The following is a 17,612-nucleotide window of genomic DNA, read 5'->3' as shown; positions in this document are numbered from 1 at the left end:
ATGGCACACGACGACCCGCACGCTCTTGACCGGACCTATCAGGCACCGGCCGGGCTGAGCGTCGACGTCAGCGACCCCGCGCACAACCCGGGGCTGCCCGCGCACCGCGAGCGCGTCACCGACCAGGACCCGAAGGCGATGAACGCCGCTGTCCGCACGGTCTACACGCTCTTCTACCTCTCGCTCGCAGGCAGCATCTGGGCGGTCGCCGCCTACATGCTGTTCCCGATCGAGAGCGGCTCGCTCATCGACGTGCGCTACAACAACCTGTTCATCGGCCTCGGAATCGCCCTCGCTCTGCTCGCGCTGGGTATCGGTGCGATCCACTGGTCGAAGGCGATCATGGCGGACCACGAGCACATCGAGTACCGCCACCCCACCCGTGGCCGCGACTCGACCCGCGAGGCCGCGATCAAGGCCTTCGCAGACGCGAACGAGGAGTCCGGGTTCGGGCGCCGTGTGATGATCCGCAACTCGCTCATCGCCGCAGTGGTCGCCTCCGTCGTCCCCGGTCTCGCGCTTTTCCGCGGGCTGGCCCCGCACAGCACCCCGGAGAACCCGATCGCGGGCGACCCGGTGCAGCTGCTCAAGCACACGATGTGGGAGAAGGGGATGCGCCTTGCGCACGACCCCGACGGCACGCCGATCCGCGCCGCGGACATCGTGCTGGGCTCCGCCGTGCACGTGATCCCGGAGCCGCTCAGCAAGGTCGGCCACGAGGACGGCTACCTCGAGGAGAAGGCCAAGGCGATCGTGCTGCTCGTCCGCCTGCTTCCCGAGCAGCTCCATCCCTCCGAAGCGCGCAAGGACTGGGCGTACAACGGCATCGTCGCGTACTCCAAGGTCTGCACCCACGTCGGCTGCCCCGTCGCGCTGTACGAGCAGCAAACGCACCACCTGCTCTGCCCCTGCCACCAGTCGCAGTTCGACATCACCGAAGAGGCCAAGGTCATCTTCGGTCCGGCGGCCCGCCCGCTGCCGCAGCTGCCGATCACGGTCGACGATGAGGGCTACCTCGTCGCGCAGAGCGATTTCCACGAACCCGTCGGTCCGAGCTTCTGGGAGCGTCATTGAGCACCGCAACTGTTACCGAACAGAAGTCCTCGGAGAAGCCTTCGGAGGCGCCCCTGGGCGGCCGATTCGTCGGCGGTCTCTCCAACTACATCGATGAGCGGACGAGCCTCTCCGGTTTCGTCAAGGAGCTGGGCCGGAAGATCTTCCCGGATCACTGGTCCTTCATGCTCGGCGAGATCGCACTGTGGAGCTTCGTCGTGGTGCTGCTGTCCGGCACCTTCCTGACGTTCTTCTTCCAGGCGTCGATGGTGCCCACCCACTACGCCGGCGCTTACGCGCCCATGCGCGGTGTGGAGATGTCCGCGGCCCTCGACTCGACGCTGCGCATCTCGTTCGATCTGCGCGGCGGCCTGCTGGTCCGCCAGATCCACCACTGGGCGGCGCTGACCTTCGTGGCCGGCATCGGCGTGCACATGCTGCGCGTGTTCTTCACGGGCGCGTTCCGCAAGCCCCGTGAGCTGAACTGGGTGATCGGCTTCGTGCTGTTCGTCCTCGCCATGGCCGAGGGCTTCACCGGCTACTCGCTCCCCGACGACCTGCTCTCGGGCAACGGTCTGCGCATCATCGACGGCATGATCAAGGGCCTCCCGCTGATCGGCACCTGGACCTCGTTCATGCTGTTCGGCGGCGAGTTCCCGGGCGACCAGATCGTGGGGCGCCTCTACACGCTGCACATCCTGATCCTGCCGCTCCTGGTGATCGGCCTGGTCGTGCTGCACCTCATGCTGATGGTGATCAACAAGCACACGCAGTTCGCCGGCCCCGGCCGCACGGACGAGAACGTCGTGGGCTACCCGATGATGCCGATCTACATGTCGAAGATGGGCGGCTTCCTGTTCATCACGTTCGGCGTGATCGTCTTGATCGCCTCGCTGTTCCAGATCAACCCGATCTGGAACTACGGTCCGTACGACCCCTCCCCCGTGTCGGCGGGTACGCAGCCGGACTGGTACATCGGCTTCGCAGACGGCGCGCTGCGTCTGGCGCCGTCGAACCTCGATGTCGTGTTCCTCGACCACACCTGGTCGTTCGGGATCATCATCCCGGTGCTGGTGCTGGGCCTGTTCATCGTGCTCGTCGCCGTCTACCCCTTCATCGAGGCGTGGATCACGGGCGACAAGCGCGAGCACCACATCGCGCAGCGTCCCCGCACCTCCGCCACGCGCACCGCGATCGGCGTGGCCGGTGTGATCTTCTACGCGACGCTGTGGGCGGCCGCCTCGTCCGACCTGATCGCGACGCACTTCTCGCTGACGATGGAGGGCGTGATCCACACGCTCCAGGCATTGCTGTTCATCGGCCCGGTGCTCAGCTACTTCGTCACGAAGCGCATCTGCATCGCCCTGCAGAAGAAGGACCGCGAGATCGTCCTGCACGGCTACGAGTCCGGCAGGATCGTGCGCCTTCCGGGCGGCGAGTTCATCGAGGTCCACAAGCCCGTCGACGTGTACGACCGCTGGAAGCTCATCGACATCGAGACGTACGAGCCGCTCGTGGTCCGCCCGAACGCCAAGGGCCGCATCCCGTGGACGCAGAACCTGCGCTCCTCGATGTCCCGCTGGTTCTTCGAGGACCGCCTGTCCCCGCTCACGCAGGCCGAGGTCGCCGCAGCCGATGCGCACCAGCGTCATGCACTGCACGACACGAACGAGGCCGCTCACGAGGAGATCGTGGCGTCCCACACCCGTGCCGGTGTGAGCGAGGACCAGATCGCTCCGGTCGACACCGCTCACGTCAGCGAGACTCCGAACACGCCGAGCTCGGCGCTCGCTCCGGAATCCCTGCAGGCGAAGGAGGGCGGCGAGTAGGCCGCTCCCCCAGCTCGATCGAAGGCCCCGTCACAAGACGGGGCCTTCGTCGTTCCCCGGTGCCTCACCGGAGTAGCCTGGCGGCATGACCTCCGCCACGGATCACTTCACCGCAAAGCTCTCCCACGAGACCGATGCGAGCGACGTGCACGCCGCCCGCAAGGCCGGCGAACAGCTCGCCGTCGTCGACGTCCGCAGCGACGAGGCCTGGGCCCAGGGGCGCATCGTCGATGCGATCCACATGCATTACAGCGAGATCGCAGCAAGGGCGCCGCAGGAGATCCCCCAGGGCACCCCCGTGGTCGTCTACTGCTGGAGCCCTGGCTGCAACGCAGGTGACAAGGGCGCCCTGGAGTTCGCCAAGCTCGGATACGACGTGAAGCTCATGATCGGCGGCTTCGAATACTGGGTACGTGAGGGCTACCCCGTCGAAGACGCCGACGGCGTGCATCGGCGCCCCGTGGACCCCCTCACGGGCATCGCCCGTATCCGCACTCACGCCTGACCGCGTCCGAGGTTGTCACGGCCTTACGCGGCGGGCAGAGGCGTGCACCTCCCCTCCGACCGCTGGACCGTGGACGCCACTCTGGTCAGCGCGCCCCCATCGCGATCGCGCCACCCAAGGTCCCGATCCCTCGCTGAGCTCTTCGACGCCGTCACCCCTGATGAGGGTGGCGAACCCACAAAGAAGAAGGCCCTGGAGCGTTGCTCCAGGGCCTTCTCGCGGGGATCTCCGCTCAGCGGGCGAAGTGACCGCGGTAGTACTCGTACACCCAGCCGACGATCGCGACCACGAAGATTGCCAGCGCGACCGGGAAGAGGAACACACCCACGGCGAGAGCGATCATGCCGACCGCCGCAGCGCCCGCGAGGACAATCGGCCACCAGGACCACGGGCTGAACTCGCCGAGCTCCGGATCGCCGTCATCGATGTCGCTGGTGAGGATGTCCTCGGGCAGCGTGCCGCCCTGTGCCTTGTGGGTGCGGTCGAGGTAGAACGCGATCATCGCGCCCATGAACGTTGCGAAGAACAGGGCGACGGTGCCGACCCACTCGATCGCATTCACGGGGGGCTCACCGGCGTGCGCGACCAGGTTCCAGACCGTGTAGGTCACGCCCATGAGGGCGAAGAATGCGGTGAGGATCCACCACAGAACGATGTTGTCGCGCATGGGTCAGCGGGCCTTTCCGTCAGCGGCCGCAGCAACCGGGTGCTCGGCGGCCTCCGGGTGGTTGAGGTCGAACGCCGGACGCTCGCTGCGGATACGCGGGATCGAGGTGAAGTTGTGCCGCGGCGGCGGGCAGGACGTCGCCCACTCGAGCGAGGCGCCATAGCCCCACGGGTCGTTCACGGTTACCTTCGGCGCCTTGCGGGCGGTCAGCCACACGTTCAGGAAGAACGGCAGCATCGACGCGCCCAGGATGATGGCGCCGATGGTCGAGACCTGGTTCTCCCACGTCCAGTTGTCGTAGGCCGAGTAGTCGGCGTAGCGACGCGGCATGCCGTCGACACCCAGCCAGTGCTGGATGAGGAAGGTCATGTGGAAGCCGATGAACAGCATCCAGAAGTGCACGTAGCCGAGGCGCTCGTTGAGCATCCGGCCGGTCCACTTCGGCCACCAGAAGTAGAAACCGGCGAACATCGCGAACACGACCGTTCCGAACACCACGTAGTGGAAGTGCGCGACCACGAAGTACGAGTCGGAGAGGAAGAAGTCCAGCGGCGGAGACGCCAGGATGACGCCGGTCAGTCCGCCGAAGACGAACGACACCAGGAAGCCGAGGGCGAACACCATCGGCGTCTCGAAGGTCACGGACCCTCGCCACAACGTGCCGATCCAGTTGAAGATCTTCACACCCGTGGGGACGGCGATGAGCATCGTCATCAGGGCGAAGAACGGCAGCAGCACCCCGCCGGTCACATACATGTGGTGCGCCCACACGGCCACAGACAGCGCCGCGATCGCGATCGTCGCGTAGACCAGGGTCTTGTACCCGAAGATCGGCTTGCGGCTGAACACCGGGAAGATCTCCGACACGATGCCGAAGAACGGCAGCGCGATGATGTAGACCTCGGGGTGGCCGAAGAACCAGAACAGGTGCTGCCAGAGGAGCACGCCACCGTTGGCCGGGTCGTAGATGTGCGCGCCGAGCACGCGGTCGGCGGCAGCGGCCAGGATGGCGGCGGCCAGCACCGGGAACGCCATCAGCACCAGCAGGCTGGTGATCAGCGTGTTCCACGAGAAGATCGGCATGCGCCACATCGTCATTCCGGGCGCACGCATGGTGATGATCGTGGTGATGAAGTTCACGGCGCCGAGGATCGTGCCGAAACCGGACATGCCGAGCCCCAGCATCCAGAGGTTGCCGCCGGCACCCGGAGTGAACGACGCACTCGCGAGTGGCTGATAGGCGAACCACCCGAACGAGGCCGCGCCCTGCGGCGTGAGGAAGCCCGCGACCGCGATGGTCGAACCGAACAGGAACAGCCAGAACGCGAAGGCGTTCAGACGCGGGAACGCCACGTCGGGGGCGCCGATCTGCAGCGGGAGGATCGCGTTCGCGAAGCCCGCGAACAGCGGGGTCGCGAACATCAGCAGCATGATCGTGCCGTGCATCGTGAACAGCTGGTTGTACTGCTCCTTCGTCGGCACGATCTGCATGCCCGGCGAGAACAGCTCAGCGCGGATGATGAGGGCCATCACGCCGCCGAGGAGGAAGAACAGCACCGAGGCGATCAGATACATGTATCCGATCGTCTTGTGGTCGGTGGAGGTGATCCACTTGACGACGATGTTGCCCTTCTGCTCGACGCGGGTCGAGCTGAGCAGAGCCGCCTGACGCGGCGGGATCGTCGTCGGACGCGCGCCGGCCTCGGAGGTGTCGGGAAGAGTGCTCGTCATTCTGCTTACTTCGCTTCCGAGTCAGTCGCGGGCTTCCCGGTGCCGGGGAAGTTGGTGAGGCGGTCGTAGGCGTCGGTGATGTCGCCCGTGTTGCCCTCGTCCTTGAGCTTGGTCAAGTACGACTGGTACTCCGCATCGCTGACGACCTTCACGTTGAAGAGCATCATCGAGTGGTACTCGCCGCAGAGCTCGGCGCACTTGCCCTGGTAGGTGCCCTCACGGGTCGGCGTGAACGACCAGGAGTTGTCCTTGCCGATGTACATGTCCTTCTTGTACAGGAAGTCGATGATCCAGAAGGAGTGGATCACGTCGCGCGACTGCAGGGTGATCTTCACCTTCTTGTCGACCGGCAGGTACAGCGTGGGCAGGGCGGCCTGATCGATGTTGCCGGCCTTGTCGGGCTGGGCCTGGACACCCATGGTCCAGACGGCGTCGGAGTTGTCCTTCTCCGTGCCGTCGTACTGGAAGTCCCACGCCCACTGCTTGCCGATCGCGGTGATCGAGACATCGGGCTCATTGCCCGGGCCGTACTGGGTCTCGATGATCGTCTGATCGCGCGCCGTGAAGGCGAACATGCCGAAGATCAGGATCAGCGGAACGAGCGTGTAGAAGATCTCGATCGGCATGTTGTAGCGCAGCTGCACCGGCAGGCCGGTCTGTCCCTTACGACGCCGGTAGGCGATCGCAGCCCAGCCCATGAGACCCCAGGTGATGAGGCCGACGATGAGGAGGACGATCCACGAGTTGACCCAGAGCGACGTGACGCGCTCGGTCTGATTCGTCGCGTGAGTGCCGTCGTCGAAGCCGGGCAGGAAGCCGCGCTCCATGAGCGGGGCACATCCCGAGAGGGCCACGGCTGCCGCTACTCCCAGGGGGAGTGCGGCCCAACGAAGGCGGCGTTTCGAGGGCACGATGCACCTTTCAGATCACGGACGTGGGCTACCCCAGTCTAGGGCAAGCTCACACCCGATTCACGCCATCCACGCAGGTTCGGCGTGGATGGCGCAGGGGTGGGAGAAGGGATTTCGCGGCTCAGTGGAAGCTGTCGCCGCAGGCGCAGGAACCCTGCGCGTTGGGGTTGTCGATCGTGAATCCCTGCTCCGAGATGGTGTCCTTGAAGTCGATCGCCGCGCCGTCGAGATACGGCACGCTCATGTTGTCGACGATCACCTCGACGCCATCGAAATCGACGGTCTCGTCGCCTTCGAGATAGCGCTCGTCGAAGTACAGCTGGTAGATCAGGCCGGAGCAGCCGCCGGGCTGCACGGCGACGCGCAGGCGGAGGTCGTCGCGACCCTCCTGCTCCAGCAGGCTCTTCACCTTCGCCGCGGCGGCGTCGGTGAGCTTCACGCCGTGGGCGGTGGTCTCGGGGGTGAGGGTGATGTCGCTCATGTCGCTCCTTGGATCGGCCGTGCACCGGCACGGTTCCCGTGCTTCGAGTCTACCGCCGCGCACGAGGGCGGCATCGAGCGCGGCCGGTCATGACCGCGATCGATGCGCCCTTCCTCGTCAGAGGGTGATCTCGTTCATCCGGGTGAGCAGCAGCGCCTCCGTCGCCACGGCGTGGCGGAAGGTGTCCAGGTGCAGCGACTCGTTGGGGCTGTGCGCCCGCGCGTGCGGGTCCTCCACGCCGGTCACGAGGATCTCCGCGCCGGGGAAGCGCTCCACCAGGTCGGCGATGAACGGGATGGATCCGCCGATACCGAGGTCGACGGGTGCGGTGCCGTAGCCGTCCTTCATGGCGCCGCGCGTCAGCCCGACCGCCCAGCCGCTCGTGTCGACCAGGAACGGGTTGCCGAGGTCGACGTCGGAGAAGGAGAGCTCCGCGCCGAAGGGCGCATGAGCACGCAGGTGCGCCTGCAGCGCGGCGTACGCGTCGTCCGCGCTCTGCCCCGGCGCGATGCGGCAGCTCAGCACGACCGTCGTCTCCGGCGAGAGCGTGTTGGATGCGGCCGCAACGGAAGTGGCGTCCACCCCGATCACGGTGACCGAGGGCTTGTTCCAGATGCGGCTGAGGATCGTGCCGTCGCCGATGGGCGTGACGCCGGGCAGCAGCCCGGTCTCCTCGCGCAGCGTCCCCTCGCTGTACTCGGGCGTCTCCGCATCGCGCACGGTCAGTCCCTCGACCGCGACGGATCCGTTCTCGTCCCAGAGCGTGTTCAGCAGGCGGATGGTCGCAAGCATGGCGTCGGGCACCGCTCCCCCGAACATGCCGGAGTGCGAGGCGTGGTCGAGAGTCCGCACGGTGAGGGTGAAGCGCACCGCGCCACGCAGAGACACCGTGAGACCCGGTGTGACGGAGTCCCAGTTGCCGGAGTCGGCCACGACGATCGCGTCGGCGCGCAGGGCGTCCTCGTTGTCGCTGAGGAACTGCCCGAACGAGCGGGATCCGTACTCCTCCTCGCCCTCGATGAACATCGCGATCCCGAGGTCGAGGTCATCGCCGAGCGCCTCCGCGACCGCACGGATGGACGCGATGTGCGCCATGATCCCGGCCTTGTCGTCGGCGGCCCCTCGACCGTAGAGACGCCCGTCCCGGACGGTGGGCTCGAACGGCGGCGTGTCCCACAGCTCGTCGTCCCCGGGGGGCTGGACGTCGTGGTGCGCGTAGAGCAGAATCGTGGGCTTGCCGTTGCGTGCGGCCCGACGCGCCAGGATCGCGGGCTGGCCGACCTCGTCGGTGCCGGGGATCGCCGCACGCAGCACGCGCACGCTGTCGAACACGCCTGTACCCTCGGCGAGCTCGGCGACGGCGGCGGCGCTGCGCACGAGCTGGGTCTGATCGAACGCCGGCCACGCGACCCCGGGAATGCGCACGAGAGCACCGAGATCGCTGAGCGCAGCGGGGATCCCGGTGCTCACGGCGGCGGTGACGGCGGCTTCGACGTCACCGGGTGCGGTGACCGAGGAGGAGGGAGAAGTCATACAGGTAATCTTAGAGAACACCCGTTTCCCGCTCTCTCGACATCAGGAGCCTTCGTGCCCAGCACTCCCACCCCCGCACCAGAGGACTCAGCCGACGCGAACGGCAAGGGGCGCCGCACGCCGACGCGCGCGGAGCAGGAGGCCGCTCGACGCCGACCGCTCGTGCCGGACACCAAAGAGGCCAAGGCGCAGGCTCGCGCCGACTTGCGCCTCCGTCAGGAGCGGCAGCGCGTCGGCATGGCGAACGGCGAGGAGAAGTACCTCCCTGTCCGCGACCGCGGGCCGCAGCGGCGCTGGGTGCGCGACTACGTCGACGCCGGCTGGCATGTCAGCGAGTGGATCATGGCTCTCATGGTCGTCGTGATCGTGGTCTCGCTGATCCCGAACACCCTGGTCGCCTACTGGGCGTTCATCGGCCTGTGGGGCTTCATCGCGATCGCGATCATCGATATGGTCTTCCTCGGCATCCGCGTGAACCGCCGGATCGCGGACAAGTTCGGCAAGGACAAGCGCGAGCGCGGACTGGCCTGGTACGCCGCGATGCGATCTCTGCAGATGCGCTTCATGCGTCTGCCGAAGCCGCAGGTCAAGCGCGGGCAGTACCCGGACTGATCCGGATCCCCTGACGAGAAGAAGGATCCCGTGCGCAAGGCGCCGGGATCCTTTTTCGTGTACGGCCTGATGCGCCGCTCCTCCGCGTCGGCTCAGCGGCGACGCAGCCCCGCGCGGATCTGGCGCGCCCAGAGCGGCCCGCGATAGAGGAACGCGGTGTAGCCCTGCACCAGCGTGGCACCGGCGTCGAGCCGTTCCCGCACCTCGGCCCCCGTCTCGACCCCGCCCACCGAGATGACGCAGAAGTCGGCGGGCACGGCGTCGCGCACGAGGCGGAGGACGGCGAGCGAGCGCTCCTTGAGCGGGGCGCCGGAGAGGCCGCCCTCCCCCGCCGCGGCGACCTTCTCCGGATCCGTGACGAGACCGTCGCGGGTGATCGTGGTGTTGGTGGCGATGAGTCCGTCCAGCCCCTCGGCGACGGCGAGCTCAGCGATCGCCGTGACCTCGTCGTCGGGAAGGTCCGGGGCGATCTTCACCAGCAGCGGGGTCGCACCGGCCGCGGCCTTCACAGCGCGCAGCAGCGGTGCGAGGGTCTCCACGGCCTGCAGCCCCCGAAGGCCCGGCGTGTTCGGCGACGAGACGTTGATCGCGAGGTAGTCCGCGAGCGGCGCGAGGCGCACGGCCGATGCGACGTAGTCGGCGGTCGCGTCCTCGACGGCGACCACGCGGCTCTTACCGATGTTGACCCCGATGACGGCGACCGGCCTGCGGCGGCGGAGCTTCCAGAGTCGCTTCTCCGCGGCCTCGGCACCAGCGTTGTTGAAGCCCATGCGGTTCACCACGGCGCGATCCGGGATGAGCCGGAACAGGCGCGGCTTGGGGTTGCCCGGTTGCGGGATGGCCGTGATCGTACCGACCTCGACATGTCCGAAGCCGAGCGCGGACAACCCGCGCACGCCGACCGCGTTCTTGTCGAACCCCGCCGCGATACCGAACGGAGTCGGAAATGTGAGCCCCAGTGCCCGCACCTCATCGCCCGCCGCCGGCCGGGTCAGCGCACGCGCGACCCAGGAGAACGGAGGCACTCCGAGAATCCGCACCACGACCATGCCGGCATGGTGGGCGAATTCGGGATCGAAGCGCGCGAGGACGAGGCGGAAGAGCAGGGCATACATTCCTGCCAGGCTACCGGGGTCAGGCCCCTGATACCGACCCGTCGCTCAGAGCGCCGTCTGCTCGGCCGCCCTCTGATGGTCGGCGCGCAGTTCGGCGATGGACGCCTCGAAGTCCTCAAGTGAGTCGAACGCCTGGTACACACTCGCGAAGCGGAGGTAGGCAACCTCGTCCAGATCCCGCAGCGGGCCCAGGATGGCCAGGCCGATCTCGTTGGTGTCCAGCTGCGAGACGCCGGTCTGCCGTACCGCTTCCTCGACGCGCTGCGCGAGGATCGCCAGATCCGCCTCGGTGACAGGGCGCCCCTGGCAGGCCTTGCGGACGCCCGAGATGACCTTCTCGCGACTGAACGGCTCCATCACACCGGATCGCTTGATGACGTTCAGGCTCGCGGTCTCGGTGGTCGTGAACCGCCCGCCGCACTCCGGGCACTGACGGCGTCGACGGATCGAAAGGCCGTCATCGCTCGTGCGCGAGTCGATGACGCGGGAGTCCGGGTGGCGGCAGAACGGGCAGTGCATTCGTGAAAGCCTACGCCCCGGTCGCCGCGGCGGGCTCCGGCGCTCCTGCGAACCGGGCTTGGACGGCCTCGCCGTGCGCCGGCAGGATCTCCGCGTCGGCGAGTGCCACGACGCCCTTGCGGGCGCGCGCCAGCGCATCGCGGTCGTACGAGATCACCTGCTGCGGGCGGAGGAACGTGTAGGCGCCGAGGCCGGAGGCGTAGCGCGCCTGTCCCCCGGTCGGAAGCACGTGGTTGCTGCCCGCCATGTAATCGCCCAGGCTCACCGGCGTCTGATCTCCGACGAACACGGCACCGGCGCTCGTGAAGACCGCGGCCGCCTCCTCGGCGTCCACGAGATGCAGTTCGAGGTGCTCGGGGGCATAGGCATTGCTGAACGCCACGGCGGCGGCACGGTCGTCGACCAGCACGATCGCCGACTGCGGACCGTCCAGCGCGGTCTGCACACGCGCGCTGTGTCGTGTGGCGGCTGCGGCCGTCGCGACCTCGACCGCCACACGGTCCGCGAGTTCGGGCGAGTCCGTGACGAGCACAGCGGAGGCCTGCTCATCGTGCTCGGCCTGGCTGATCAGATCTGCGGCGACAAGACGAGCGTCAGCTGCGGCATCGGCGACGATGAGGATCTCGGTCGCCCCTGCCTCGGAGTCCGTCCCGACGACGCCGGCAACGGCGCGCTTCGCGGAGGCGACGTAGTTGTTGCCCGGTCCGGAGATGACGTCGACCGGGTCGAGTCCGATCGCCGCGACACCGTGCGCGAGAGCGCCGATCGCACCTGCACCGCCGATCGCGTAGACCTCGTCCACGCCGAGCAGGGCGGCCGCGGCGAGGATGGTCGGGTGGATCCGGCCGTCTTCTGCCGACTGCGGCGGGGAGGCGAGGGCGATGCTCTCGACGCCCGCGACCTGAGCGGGCACGACGTTCATCACGACGCTCGAGGCGAGGGGAGCCTTCCCGCCGGGGATGTAGACGCCGACCCGTCCGACCGGCTGCCAGCGCTGCACGATACGGGCGCCCGGTTCGATCTCGGTGACCTGCGGCGCGGGCACCTGCGCGGCGGAGCCCCGGCGCACCCGCTCGATCGCCGCCTCCAGCGCGTCCCGCACCTGCGGGTCGACACCGGCGAGAGCGTCGTCGAGGTGCTCGCGAGGAACCCGGATCGCGTGCCCGCTGACCTTGTCGAAACGCTCGGCCTGCTCACGCAGTGCCTCCTCACCGCGGACGCGGACGTCCTCCACGATCGCGGTCGCGGTCGCCAGCGCCTCGGCGCGGGCGGCGGTCGCGCGTGGCACGACGGCCAGCATGTCAGCGGTGGAGAGGGAGCGTCCCCTCAGGTCGATCGTCTGCATGCGTCTTCAGCCTCGTGTCATGTTCTCGGTGTCGTGCAGGTAACCCACGCGACCGTCGTCGTGGCGCACCACGAAGGCGCCGCCGCGGTCCTCGAGAACAAGGATCCATGCTTCGGGTCCGATTGTGAAAATCGTGTCACCGCGTGCGTCATGCACGGCCCGGGTGTCGGGCGCGAGCGCCCAGAACGGCTGGGGCTGCTCATCCCGCGCCGCTGATGCTGCGGCAGCGCCCCGGTTGCGCTCCTGCGGCACGACGTCGACGGCGTGCGTGGCCACTTCGTCCGCAGGCGAGGGCTCGAGCAGATCGCCGAGGACCTGGGTCATGGTGTCGGACAGGTCGTGCGGCGCGGCCGCTGCATCCTGCTCATCGGCGGATCCGTGCCCGGCGTCCGCGTCGGGCCCCGATGCCGGCGACGCTTCTGCATCGGCGGCACGGCGGGCGTCCGTGCGAGTGGCGGGTTCGCCTTCTTCATCCGGCGAGTCCGTGGTCGAGGTCCGTGTCTCGGCGTCCTGCCGGGTCTCGGGGACCGCGTCCTGGCGGGTCTCGGACGGCGCCTCCAGGATCGCCTCGGTCGGCGCATCCTCCGCAGGCACGACGTCGAAGGGGGCGTCGTCTGCGACCCTCGGCATCCCCGCGCCAGAGGGGTTCTCCGCCGATGCGGGCGCGGATCCGTCGTACTCCTCCGATGCGAGGAAGGACTCCCGGTGATGCTCGGGTACGTAGCCCGCCTCGCCCTGCACCACTGCACCGGTGACCCCGGTGGCGGAGAGATGTCCTGCGGCTCCGACCTCGTTCTCGTGCAGCAGTCCCGGATCCACATCGTCCTCGTTCTGCGGGTCGGAGATGCTCCCCCGCGCACGCACGGGACGCGGCCGGGAGAACACCGGTCGCACGGGGTTCGCGTTGCGGTGCGCGAGCGTCTCGATGCGGTCCTCGAAGTCCTCGCGGATCCCGGGGATGAGGGCTGCGAACACCGTGACGGCGACGAGGACCAGCGCCAGCAGGATCTCCAGCCACAGCGGCCAGGTGACCAGCGCGGACCGTTGTGTCGCGGCGACCAGATCCAGCTGCTGCCACAGCAGCACGACCCAACTGACCAGGGCGACGGAGAAGGCGACCGAAGCGAACTGGTCGATGCCGAGGGATCCGACCCGGCGGATCCCCTCGGGAGAAAGCCGTCGCAGTACGACGAGGAACACGGCCGCGGTGGGCACGCCGATCGCCAGTGCCCAGGCGCCGTTCATCGTCCAGACCGTTGCGGAGGCGTCCAGGACGCTCCCGGCACCCGGCACGAAGGACAGCGCGAACGCGATCACCCATGCCGCGATGACGATCAGCTCGCGCAGCGTGAAGCCGAACCAGCCCTGCTGCGGGGCGGCAGCGGGCAGCGGTCCGTCGTCGACTTCCGTGTCAGACGAGGCGAGGGGGCTCGATGTCGGATCCTGTTCGTCCTGCGCCATCTCAGCGGAGGGGACGTCGCCGGTCATCAGTACTTCCTTTCGTCGTGCGGCCGCTGGGGACTTCGGCCGTCGAACGGGACCAGATACTACCTGGCGGCGGTGGGGAGCCCCTGTGCGGTACTCGCGTACCCGAGGGAAGCGCGGGCAGGGAAGAGAGGAAAGCGGCGCCCTGCTCAGCCCAGACACTGCGGGCCGAGCAGCGACTTCAGGTCGCCGAACAGGTCCGCGGTGACGGTCACCGGCATGGGCACTTCGAAGACCTTGGCACGGCCGCCGCGATGCATCTTCAGCATGACCTCGGTCTCGCCCGCATGCCGGCGCAGAACGTCCGCGAGATCCTCGATCACCCGCTCCGTAGCGCGCTGCTCGGGCACCAATAGCGACAGCGGACCCGCGGCGTCGAAGGATCCGACGTCGGGCGTGAACGCCGACTGCGCGTGCAGGTTCATTCCGTCGTCGCGACGGGAGACGCGACCGCGCACCGCGAGGATCGTGTCCTGTTGCAGCGTGCTCTGGAACTCCAGATACGTCTTGCCCATGAACATGATGGTGATCTCGCCGCCGAAGTCCTCCACGGTGATCATGCCGTAGGGGTTGCCGCTGGCCTTGGCGACGCGGTGCTGCACGCTCGTGACGAGCCCGGCGACGGTCACCTGGTCGCCGTCCTGCAGGTCTTCGGACTCCAGCAGGCTGTTGATCCCGATCGAGGCATGCTTCGCCAGTGGCACCTCGAGACCGGCGAGCGGATGGTCGGACACGTACAGGCCGAGCATCTCTCTCTCGAATGCGAGCTTGTCCTTCTTCGTCCATTCCGGACGGACCGGCACCTTGGGCGGAGCGACCTCCTCGATCTCGTCGTACAGGCTGTCGAAATCGAAGCCGATCGCGCCCTGCGCCTCGTTGCGCTTCTGACCCACCGACGCCTCGACGGCGTCCTCGTGGATCTCCACGAGCGCACGCCGGGTGTCGCCCATCGAATCGAAGGCTCCGGCCTTGATCAGCGACTCGACCGTGCGCTTGTTCGCCACGTGCAGCGGCACCTTCTTCAGGAAATCGTGGAAGGAGGTGAAGTTCTCCTCCTGACGCCCCTGGACGATGCCCTCGACGACGTTGGATCCGACGTTGCGCACGGCGCCGAGGCCGAAGCGGATGTCCTCGCCGACGGCGGCGAAGAAGTTGATCGACTCGCGCACGTCGGGCGGCAGCACCTTGATGCCCATGCGGCGGCACTCGTTCAGGTAGAGCGCCATCTTGTCCTTGGAGTCGCCGACGCTCGTGAGCAGCGCGGCCATGTACTCCGCGGGGTAATGCGCCTTGAGGTACGCCGTCCAGTACGAGATGACACCGTAGGCGGCGGAGTGCGCTTTGTTGAAGGCGTAGTCGGAGAACGGCAGCAGGATCTCCCAGAGCGCATTGACGGCGCCGTCCGAGTATCCGTTCGCGTGCATGCCGGCCTGGAAGCCCTCGAACTGCTTGTCCAGCTCTGACTTCTTCTTCTTGCCCATCGCGCGGCGCAGGATGTCGGCTTGGCCGAGAGAGAATCCGGCCACCCGCTGCGCGATCGCCATCACCTGCTCCTGGTAGATGATGAGGCCGTAGCTCTCGTCCAGGATGTCCTTCAGCGACTCGGCGAACTCCGGGTGGATCGGGGTGATCTCCTGGAGGCCGTTCTTGCGCAGCGCATAGTTCGTGTGCGAGTTCGCGCCCATGGGACCGGGGCGGTACAGCGCGATGAGGGCCGAGATGTCGCCGAAGTTGTCCGGCTTCATCAGCCGCATGAGCGCGCGCATCGGCCCTCCGTCGAGCTGGAACACGCCGAGCGAGTCGCCGCGGCCGAGCAGGTCGTAGGAGGGGCGGTCGTCGAGCGCGAGTTCCTCGAGCACGAGTTCCTCGCCCCGGTTCATCCGGATGTTGGCGAGCGCGTCGGAGATGATCGTGAGGTTGCGCAACCCCAGGAAGTCCATCTTGATCAGGCCGAGCGACTCGCAGGACGGGTAGTCGAACTGCGTGACGATCTGACCGTCCTGCTCGCGCTTCATGATCGGGATGATGTCGATCAGCGGATGCGAGGACATGATCACGCCGGCGGCGTGCACGCCCCACTGGCGCTTCAGATTCTCCAGACCCAGGGCCGTGTCGAACACGGTCTTCGCCTCGGGATCGGACTCGATCACGACGCGGAACTCGCTGGCTTCCTTGTAGCGCGGGTGTTCGGGGTTGAACATGCCGTCCAGCGGCATGTCCTTGCCCATCACGGCGGGCGGCATGGCCTTGGTGAGCTTCTCCCCCATGCTGAACGGGAAGCCGAGCACGCGGCCGGCGTCCTTGAGGGCCTGCTTGGCCTTGATCGTGCCGTACGTGACGATCTGCGCGACGCGCTCGTCGCCGTACTTCTCGGTCACGTACTGGATCACCTCGCCACGACGACGGTCGTCGAAGTCGACGTCGAAGTCGGGCATGGAGACGCGATCGGGGTTGAGGAACCGCTCGAAGATCAGGCCGTGCTCGAGCGGGTCGAGGTCTGTGATCCTCATCGCGTAGGCCGCCATGGATCCCGCACCGGACCCACGTCCTGGGCCCACGCGCACGCCGTTGTCCTTCGCCCAGTTGATGAAGTCGGCGACGACGAGGAAGTAGCCCGGGAACCCCATGGACGAGATGACCTCGACCTCGTAGTTCGCCTGCTTGCGCACCGCGTCCGGGATCCCGCCCGGGTAGCGGTACTGCAGGCCCTTCTCGACTTCCTTGATGAACCAGCTCTCCTCCGTCTCTCCCTGCGGGACGGGGAAGCGCGGCATGAAGTTGGCACCGGTGTTGAAAGAGACGTCGCAGCGCTCGGCGATGAGCAGCGTGTTGTCGCACGCCTCGGGGTGATCGCGGAACACCTGGCGCATCTCCGCTGCGGACTTCACGTAGTAGCCGTCGCCGTCGAACTTGAACCGGTTCGGGTCGTCGAGGGTGGAGCCCGACTGCACGCAGAGCAGAGCCGCGTGACTGGTCGAGTCGTGCTGGTGCGTATAGTGCAGGTCGTTCGTGCCGACCAGCGGGATCCCGAGGTCCTTCGCGATCTTGAGCAGGTCGCCGGTGACGCGGCGCTCGATCTCGAGACCGTGGTCCATGATCTCGGCGAAGTAGTTCTCCTTGCCGAAGATGTCCTGGAACTCCGCGGCCGCCGCGCGGGCCGCGTCGTACTGGCCCAGGCGCAGCCGGGTCTGGATCTCACCCGAGGGGCATCCGGTCGTCGCGATCAGACCTTTGGAGTACTTCTGCAGGATCTCGCGGTCCATGCGCGGCTTGAAGTAGTAGCCCTCCAGGCTCGAGGTGGACGAGAGCCGGAAGAGGTTGTGCATGCCCTCGGTGGTCTCGGAGAGCAGGGTCATGTGCGTGTAGGCGCCGGATCCGGAGACGTCGTCACGGCGCTGCTCGGGTGAGCCCCACTGCACGCGGGACTTGTCGCTGCGGTGCGTACCGGGCGTGACGTACGCCTCGATGCCGATGATCGGCTTGACCCCGGCCGCCTGCGCCGCTTTGTAGAACTCGAACGCCGCGAACGTGTTGCCGTGGTCGGTGACCGCGACCGCCGGCATGCCCTGCGCGACGGCCTCCTGCACCAGCGGCCCGATGCGCGCAGCCCCGTCCAGCATCGAGTACTCGCTGTGCACGTGCAGGTGGACGAAGGAGTCGGATGCCATGCCTCGAGTCTACGTTTCGGGGTGGGACATCGAGGCCCCGCGCGCCCGCCGAGGGCGTCACCATCGCTCCTCTTGGACCCCCATCCATTTGGCTGGCGAGATACCGTTCGGCGGGCGATTCCGCCTGATTCCGCCAGCCGAACGGTATTTCTCCAGCC

General features: G+C 67.6%; 14 protein-coding genes. 4 read left to right on the top strand and 10 right to left on the bottom strand.

Annotation, left to right across the window (positions count from 1 at the left end):
- The 3 genes from qcrA (at position 1) to AB4078_RS17000 (ending at position 3,387) form a co-directional block, all read left to right on the top strand.
- Positions 1 to 1,074 (top strand): cytochrome bc1 complex Rieske iron-sulfur subunit, encoded by a 1,074-nt coding sequence (qcrA, locus tag AB4078_RS17010; protein WP_441978118.1) that lies wholly within the window; start codon positions 1 to 3, stop codon positions 1,072 to 1,074.
- Positions 1,071 to 2,882: a cytochrome bc1 complex cytochrome b subunit gene (gene qcrB, locus AB4078_RS17005; protein WP_441978117.1), complete on the top strand. Its 1,812-nt coding sequence runs from the start codon at positions 1,071 to 1,073 to the stop codon at positions 2,880 to 2,882. The genes qcrA and qcrB overlap by 4 nt, the downstream gene beginning before the upstream one ends.
- 85 nt (positions 2,883 to 2,967) lie before the next feature.
- Positions 2,968 to 3,387, top strand: a complete 420-nt coding sequence (locus AB4078_RS17000) for a rhodanese-like domain-containing protein (RefSeq protein WP_441978116.1) — start codon at positions 2,968 to 2,970, stop codon at positions 3,385 to 3,387.
- 232 nt (positions 3,388 to 3,619) lie between these two features.
- Here AB4078_RS17000 and AB4078_RS16995 read toward each other — a convergent pair whose 3' ends face one another.
- The 5 genes from AB4078_RS16995 to AB4078_RS16975 all read right to left on the bottom strand — a co-directional run bounded on the left by AB4078_RS16995 (position 3,620) and on the right by AB4078_RS16975 (position 8,710).
- The gene (locus AB4078_RS16995) at positions 3,620 to 4,054 is read right to left on the bottom strand and encodes a cytochrome c oxidase subunit 4 (RefSeq protein WP_441978115.1); all 435 of its coding nucleotides are present in this window, start codon (positions 4,052 to 4,054) and stop codon (positions 3,620 to 3,622) included.
- A gap of 3 nt (positions 4,055 to 4,057) precedes the next feature.
- Complete coding sequence (gene ctaD, locus AB4078_RS16990) at positions 4,058 to 5,785, bottom strand: aa3-type cytochrome oxidase subunit I (RefSeq protein WP_441978114.1); 1,728 nt, start codon at positions 5,783 to 5,785, stop codon at positions 4,058 to 4,060.
- 5 nt (positions 5,786 to 5,790) lie between these two features.
- Positions 5,791 to 6,696 carry an aa3-type cytochrome oxidase subunit II gene (ctaC, locus tag AB4078_RS16985; RefSeq protein WP_440731462.1) on the bottom strand — a complete coding sequence of 302 codons (906 nt, stop codon included), beginning with the start codon at positions 6,694 to 6,696 and terminating at the stop codon, positions 5,791 to 5,793.
- 121 nt (positions 6,697 to 6,817) lie between these two features.
- Positions 6,818 to 7,177: an iron-sulfur cluster insertion protein ErpA gene (gene erpA / locus AB4078_RS16980; RefSeq protein WP_233309172.1), complete on the bottom strand. Its 360-nt coding sequence runs from the start codon at positions 7,175 to 7,177 to the stop codon at positions 6,818 to 6,820.
- A gap of 117 nt (positions 7,178 to 7,294) precedes the next feature.
- Positions 7,295 to 8,710, bottom strand: a complete 1,416-nt coding sequence (locus AB4078_RS16975; protein ID WP_440731461.1) for a dipeptidase — start codon at positions 8,708 to 8,710, stop codon at positions 7,295 to 7,297.
- 54 nt (positions 8,711 to 8,764) lie between these two features.
- On the opposite strand from AB4078_RS16975, the gene AB4078_RS16970 reads away from it, so the two are divergent.
- Positions 8,765 to 9,322, top strand: a complete 558-nt coding sequence (locus AB4078_RS16970; protein ID WP_440731460.1) for a DUF3043 domain-containing protein — start codon at positions 8,765 to 8,767, stop codon at positions 9,320 to 9,322.
- Between the two features lie 92 nt (positions 9,323 to 9,414).
- Here AB4078_RS16970 and AB4078_RS16965 read toward each other — a convergent pair whose 3' ends face one another.
- From AB4078_RS16965 to dnaE, 5 genes are all read right to left on the bottom strand, one after another.
- Complete coding sequence (locus AB4078_RS16965) at positions 9,415 to 10,437, bottom strand: quinone-dependent dihydroorotate dehydrogenase (protein ID WP_441978113.1); 1,023 nt, start codon at positions 10,435 to 10,437, stop codon at positions 9,415 to 9,417.
- Positions 10,438 to 10,482: 45 nt separating this feature from the next.
- Positions 10,483 to 10,956 carry a transcriptional regulator NrdR gene (nrdR, locus tag AB4078_RS16960; protein WP_440731458.1) on the bottom strand — a complete coding sequence of 158 codons (474 nt, stop codon included), beginning with the start codon at positions 10,954 to 10,956 and terminating at the stop codon, positions 10,483 to 10,485.
- A gap of 10 nt (positions 10,957 to 10,966) precedes the next feature.
- The gene (gene hisD, locus AB4078_RS16955; protein ID WP_441978112.1) at positions 10,967 to 12,301 is read right to left on the bottom strand and encodes a histidinol dehydrogenase; all 1,335 of its coding nucleotides are present in this window, start codon (positions 12,299 to 12,301) and stop codon (positions 10,967 to 10,969) included.
- Positions 12,302 to 12,307: 6 nt separating this feature from the next.
- On the bottom strand, positions 12,308 to 13,789 hold the full coding sequence (locus AB4078_RS16950) for a hypothetical protein (protein WP_441978111.1): 1,482 nt from the start codon (positions 13,787 to 13,789) through the stop codon (positions 12,308 to 12,310).
- A gap of 146 nt (positions 13,790 to 13,935) precedes the next feature.
- On the bottom strand, positions 13,936 to 17,454 hold the full coding sequence (dnaE, locus tag AB4078_RS16945; protein WP_441978110.1) for a DNA polymerase III subunit alpha: 3,519 nt from the start codon (positions 17,452 to 17,454) through the stop codon (positions 13,936 to 13,938).
- Positions 17,455 to 17,612 lie beyond the last annotated feature (158 nt).

The sequence above is a fragment of the Microbacterium sp. 2MCAF23 genome, from assembly GCF_052115565.1.
GTDB lineage: Bacteria > Actinomycetota > Actinomycetes > Actinomycetales > Microbacteriaceae > Microbacterium.
Note: the sequence above shows the minus strand (reverse complement) of the source record. Positions and strands in the feature narration are given on the sequence as shown.

Coding starts and splice junctions, on each gene's coding strand:
- qcrA (WP_441978118.1), top strand. CDS start 1: ATGGCACACGACGACCCGCACGCTCTTGACCGGACCTATCAGGCACCG.
- AB4078_RS17000 (WP_441978116.1), top strand. CDS start 2,968: ATGACCTCCGCCACGGATCACTTCACCGCAAAGCTCTCCCACGAGACC.
- AB4078_RS16995 (WP_441978115.1), bottom strand. CDS start 4,054: ATGCGCGACAACATCGTTCTGTGGTGGATCCTCACCGCATTCTTCGCC.
- ctaD (WP_441978114.1), bottom strand. CDS start 5,785: ATGACGAGCACTCTTCCCGACACCTCCGAGGCCGGCGCGCGTCCGACG.
- erpA (WP_233309172.1), bottom strand. CDS start 7,177: ATGAGCGACATCACCCTCACCCCCGAGACCACCGCCCACGGCGTGAAG.
- AB4078_RS16975 (WP_440731461.1), bottom strand. CDS start 8,710: ATGACTTCTCCCTCCTCCTCGGTCACCGCACCCGGTGACGTCGAAGCC.
- AB4078_RS16965 (WP_441978113.1), bottom strand. CDS start 10,437: ATGTATGCCCTGCTCTTCCGCCTCGTCCTCGCGCGCTTCGATCCCGAA.
- nrdR (WP_440731458.1), bottom strand. CDS start 10,956: ATGCACTGCCCGTTCTGCCGCCACCCGGACTCCCGCGTCATCGACTCG.
- hisD (WP_441978112.1), bottom strand. CDS start 12,301: ATGCAGACGATCGACCTGAGGGGACGCTCCCTCTCCACCGCTGACATG.
- AB4078_RS16950 (WP_441978111.1), bottom strand. CDS start 13,789: ATGACCGGCGACGTCCCCTCCGCTGAGATGGCGCAGGACGAACAGGAT.
- dnaE (WP_441978110.1), bottom strand. CDS start 17,454: ATGGCATCCGACTCCTTCGTCCACCTGCACGTGCACAGCGAGTACTCG.